Annotated in this window: 4 protein-coding genes; 3 read left to right on the top strand and 1 reads right to left on the bottom strand. The window is 70.6% G+C overall.

Annotation, left to right across the window (positions count from 1 at the left end; translation table 11 throughout):
* A partial coding sequence (locus WA805_RS09905) for an ATP-binding cassette domain-containing protein (protein WP_425242191.1) occupies positions 1-817 on the top strand: 817 nt, incomplete at its 5' end.
* A 26-nt stretch (positions 818-843) separates the two neighbouring features.
* On the opposite strand, the gene WA805_RS09900 is transcribed toward WA805_RS09905, so the two are convergent.
* Positions 844-1,752, bottom strand: coding sequence for an LLM class flavin-dependent oxidoreductase (locus WA805_RS09900; RefSeq protein ID WP_424564876.1), 909 nt, complete (start codon positions 1,750-1,752; stop codon positions 844-846).
* 111 nt (positions 1,753-1,863) lie between these two features.
* Between WA805_RS09900 and WA805_RS09895 the strand changes: the two genes are divergently transcribed.
* Positions 1,864-3,330: an FAD-dependent oxidoreductase gene (locus WA805_RS09895; RefSeq protein WP_422289023.1), complete on the top strand. Its 1,467-nt coding sequence runs from the start codon at positions 1,864-1,866 to the stop codon at positions 3,328-3,330.
* A gap of 67 nt (positions 3,331-3,397) precedes the next feature.
* On the top strand, positions 3,398-4,180 hold the full coding sequence (locus tag WA805_RS09890; protein WP_422339344.1) for a hypothetical protein: 783 nt from the start codon (positions 3,398-3,400) through the stop codon (positions 4,178-4,180).
* The last annotated feature ends 235 nt before the right edge of the window (positions 4,181-4,415 follow it).

Genomic DNA, 4,415 nt, shown 5'->3' with positions numbered 1-4,415 from the left:
CGCCCGCAAGCGCGCCGCGCAGGAGACCGCGGGGCGGTCGCGGGAGATCGGCCTGGAGCGCGTCGCCGCAGCCGAGGAGCGGCTGACCGAGGCGGAAGAGGCGGTCCGCGACGACGACACGATCAGGATCGCGCTGCCAGGAACCGCGGTGCCCGCCGGGCGGACCGTGCTGACCGTGCGGGGGCTTGACGGGGCGTGGCTGCCGTGGCGGCCTGCTGTCGAGGTCGGCGAGTCCTCCGAGGAGCCGGCGCTTGGCGCGCTTGATGAGCTCGTCGTTCGCGGGCCAGAGCGGGTCGCGCTCTCCGGGCCGAACGGCGCGGGAAAGACCACCCTGCTGCGCCATATCACCGGGGAGCTGGACGGCCTGCCTGACGGGCTGACGGTGCGGCTGAACGGCGCGATCGGCTACCTGCCGCAGCGGCTCGACGTGCTGGACGAGTCGGCGTCCGTGGTGGAGAACATGCGTGCGGTCGCGCCCGCCGCCTCAGTCAACGAGGTGCGGGCGGGGCTGGCGCGGTTCCTGTTCCGGGGGACGCGGGCCGATCAGCCCGCCGGGACGCTGTCCGGCGGCGAGCGGTTCCGCGCGGTGCTCGCGGCGCTGCTGCTCGCCCAGCCCCCGCCGCAGCTGCTGCTGCTCGACGAGCCGACGAACAACCTGGACATGGCGTCGGCGCGGCAGCTGTCCGAGGCGCTGTCCTGTTATCAGGGAGCATTGCTGGTGGCGAGCCACGACGTGCCGTTCCTTCGCTCGATCGGGATCAGCCGCTGGCTGCGGCTGTCCAGGGACGGGCGGCTGCGGGAGAGCGACCCGCTTTAACCTTGGCTGCCTCAGTCTTGGCTGCCTCAGTCTTGGCTGCCGTGGTAGAGCCGGAGCGCCTCGGTCAGCCGGCGGCGCGCTTCATCGGTGTACGGCGCGTACTGGAACATGATGTGCTGCACGCCGAGTTCGGCGTAGCCGCGCATTGCCGCCGCGAGTTCCTCGGGCGTCCCTTCCAGGTGCTTGTCGTCGACGAACGCCGGCTTCTCTTGCTGGAGGTCGGAGAACCACAGGCCGATCAGCGCCGTGACGCCCATCGTCGCCGGGTCGCGGCCTACCTCGCGGCACGCGGCCTCGATCGTGGCCAGCGGCCCGGCCATCGTCTCGGGCTGACCCATGTAGCCGGTGTTCCACAGGTCGGCATACCGCGCGGCCAGCTTGATCAAGCGCGGGCCCTCGGTCCCGAACAACAGCGGCGGTCCCTGCTGACGCGGACCGCGCGGCACATCCTCGCAGTTCCGCGCCTGGTAGTACTGCCCCGTGAAATCGACGTGCCCGTCCCGCAGCATCGGTACGAGGATCTGCATGGCTTCCTCGAAACGGCTCGCGCGATGATCGAAGGGCAACCCGAACGCCTGGTACTCCGGCTCGTTCCAGCCCGCGCCAACGCCCAGGATCAAGCGCCCGTCGCTCACCTCGTCGAGGGCGGTGGCCATCTTCGCGAGGATCGCCGGATTACGGAAGGAATTGCAGAGCACCAGGGAGCCGATCTCCACCCGGTGTGTCGCTTCCGCCAGCGCGGCCAGCATGGTCCAGCACTCCCAGATCCCCGTGGTCGGCGCACCGGGGCGGCGGTACATGAGATGGTCGGCGAGCCAGATGCTGTCAAAGCCATCCGCCTCCGCCTGCTGCGCGAGCTCACGGATCGATTGGTACGGACGCTTGTCGTTGGTCTCGCGATCGTTCACCAGGTAGAGCATCAGCCCGATCTTCATGGGGGTGACGCTAACACCGGGGTCTGACAAAGCGCGCTGCGCTTCTTGCTGTTATCACGCCGTGGACCGCCGTCGTTGACCCGCGAGCGTTCGGCTTTATATCAAGGAGCAATGGACGAGGCACAGCGCGAGCGCGACCCAGAGAGCTACTTCGGCGCCGGGATCGGCGGGGGAAGTGGACTGTTCACCGCAGGAGGCACCTCGGATGGGCCGCATTCCCCCGCGCCCGCCGCGCCGTCCGTCGCCACGGTCACCGAGCCCGCCCGTGAGATCCCCGTGCATGAGGAGACCGACGTACTCGTGGTCGGCGGCGGTCCGGCCGGCACCGCGGCCGCGGTCGCTGCGCGGCGCCTCGGCCAGCGGGTGACCCTCGTCGAGCGGTACGGCGACCTCGGTGGCCTCTCGGCGGGCGGACTGGTGATCTGGATCGACCGGATGACCGATTGGGCAGGCACCCCGGTCATCGCCGGCATCGGTGCCGAACTGCTGGACCGGCTGCCCGCGGGAGCCCTCGCCGGGCCCGGCCCTGAGCTGTGGGGCTCGACCGACCCTGAGCAGGTGGCGTACTGGCGCGAGCGGCTGTCCGCGTTCCGTGAGACCGTCTGCCGCTCGCCGATGATCGACCCGGAGTGGCTCAAGATCACGTCCCACGAGTTCCTCGTCGGCGAGGGAGTGCGAGTGCTGCTGCACTGCTGGGTTGTCGCCGCGATCAACGACGAAGGCGTCGTCCGCGGCGCGATCTTCGAGAGCAAGCAGGGGCGCCGCGCGATCCTCGCCAAGGTCGTCGTGGACGCCACCGGCGATCTCGACGTCATCGCGCAGGCCGGCGGCACGTTCGTCACCGACGCCAAGAAGGACGGCACGGGCGGCAACGTCCAGCACTGCGTCAACACCGCCTTTACCTGGACGGGCGTCGACATGCGGCGGTGGCTGGCGTTCAAGCGCGGCAACCCGGTGGCCCACCACGCCCTGATGAACCGCGGCCGCGAACTCCTCGGCTTCGTGGACACACCGCATGTCGGCTGGCGCGACGACGTCGTGGTGTTCATGGGCCCCCGCCTGTCCGGCTACAGCGGGCTCGACGTCGAGCACCTCAGTAGGGTCGAGCTCGAGTCCCGCCGCCGCATGGTCGCCCACCTGGACTTCTTCCGCAAAGAGGCTCCTGGCTTCGAGAATGCGTGGATCATGCTCGCCGCGCCGCAGATCGGCGTACGGATGACCCGCCGCCTGGCGGGTTTGCATCCGATGACGTCCGACGACTGGAAGGCAGGGGTACGCCACCCCGACGAGGTAGGCGTCTCCCCTTCCCCGTCCCAGAAGTTCCCGACGGTCTCGGTGCCGTACCGCGCCCTGCTGCCGGAACGACTCGACGGCGTGGTCGTCGGCGGCCGCCACGTGGCCAGCGACGCCGCCACCCAGGCCTTCATGCGCGAGATCCCGCAGTGCTGGATGACCGGCCAGGCGGCAGGAACCGCCGCCGGCCTCGCGGCCGGCACCGGTCTCGCACCCCGCGCACTCGACGTCAAGGAACTCCGCGAGGAGCTCCGCCGGCAGGGCACATTCCTGCACGAGCCGTAGGCGGCAGGCCGGAAATTCTGCGTTGCTTGCATGAGTATGGTCGACTACTCGCGATAGCATTGCTGCCATGTCGTCACTGGACCTGTGGCAGGAATTGCGCGGCACCGAGAGCGCGGGCCGGCTGACCGGCCGCGAGCATCGGCTCAAGGATCCAGGCCGGATCGACGCGCGCGTCGCGGAAGACGTGCGCGTCAAGGGCCGCACCGCCGACGAGGCGCTCGCGGCCATCACCGACCGGATCCGGTTCTCGTTCTGCTACCCGTCCGACGGGTACCTGCCCGGGATGCGCGCGGACGTCGCTGAGCTGCGGTCGAGGGGCTTTACCGAGGTCGAGCGCCGGAACCTGTGGGAGGCGGCGGTGCGGCTCGGGACGGTCAGCGTCTGGCGGGCGCCGGGATCGGGCGAGCTGTTCGAGGTGCAGTTCCACACGGCGCTCAGCCAGTCGGTGCGGGAACGCTCATTCCCGCTGTACGCGCGGCTGCGCTCCGCGGAATCCGACGATGACACGCGGGCGGAGCTGCAGGCCCTGTCGCGGGCCCTCTGCTGGAGCGGCCCCGTGCTGGCGGACCGGCCATTCCGGCCCGGCGGGATGGCGCACCGCGTCGCCTACTACGCGATCATCGACGCGCTGAGCAGCCGCGAGTCGCCGGCCGGGGTGCTGCGCCGGGTCATGCACCCGGACGGGCAGCGGGACGAGGCCTTCGGGCACGACCTGGCGTGGCGGCACACGTTCCTGCTGTACTCCGCCGAGCGCGGCAATCTCGATAACAAGCTGCGGCAGATCAGCGGCATCGAGGCCGCACGGATCGTCGGCCGCGTCCGCACGGCCGCGGCCGCGGCGGCGTCCTAGCCGGCCCTGGTGCGTCCTGGCGTGTCGTGGTGAGCCCGATGGGTCCGTGGCCGAGCGAATATTCTGGCGACTCGCGTGCTCCCGGACGGTATAACCAGCCCATGAGCACGCCTTCCCTCGCGGGTTCCGAGCGGTCGCGTCTGCGGGCCGCGCTGCGCTCGGCCATGAAAGAGCGGGACACCGTCGCGGCGGCCGGGCTGCGGTCGGCGCTGGCGGCGATCGCCAACGCTGAGGC

This window comes from Trebonia sp. (assembly GCF_049794275.1).
GTDB lineage: Bacteria > Actinomycetota > Actinomycetes > Streptosporangiales > Streptosporangiaceae > Trebonia.
This window is presented reverse-complemented; position numbering and strand designations above follow the sequence as displayed.

What these genes read in the sequence shown, in the direction of transcription:
- WA805_RS09895 (WP_422289023.1), top strand. Translation starts at nt 1,864, where the DNA reads ATGGACGAGGCACAGCGCGAGCGCGACCCAGAGAGCTACTTCGGCGCC.
- WA805_RS09890 (WP_422339344.1), top strand. Translation starts at nt 3,398, where the DNA reads ATGTCGTCACTGGACCTGTGGCAGGAATTGCGCGGCACCGAGAGCGCG.
- WA805_RS09900 (WP_424564876.1), bottom strand. Translation starts at nt 1,752, where the DNA reads ATGAAGATCGGGCTGATGCTCTACCTGGTGAACGATCGCGAGACCAAC.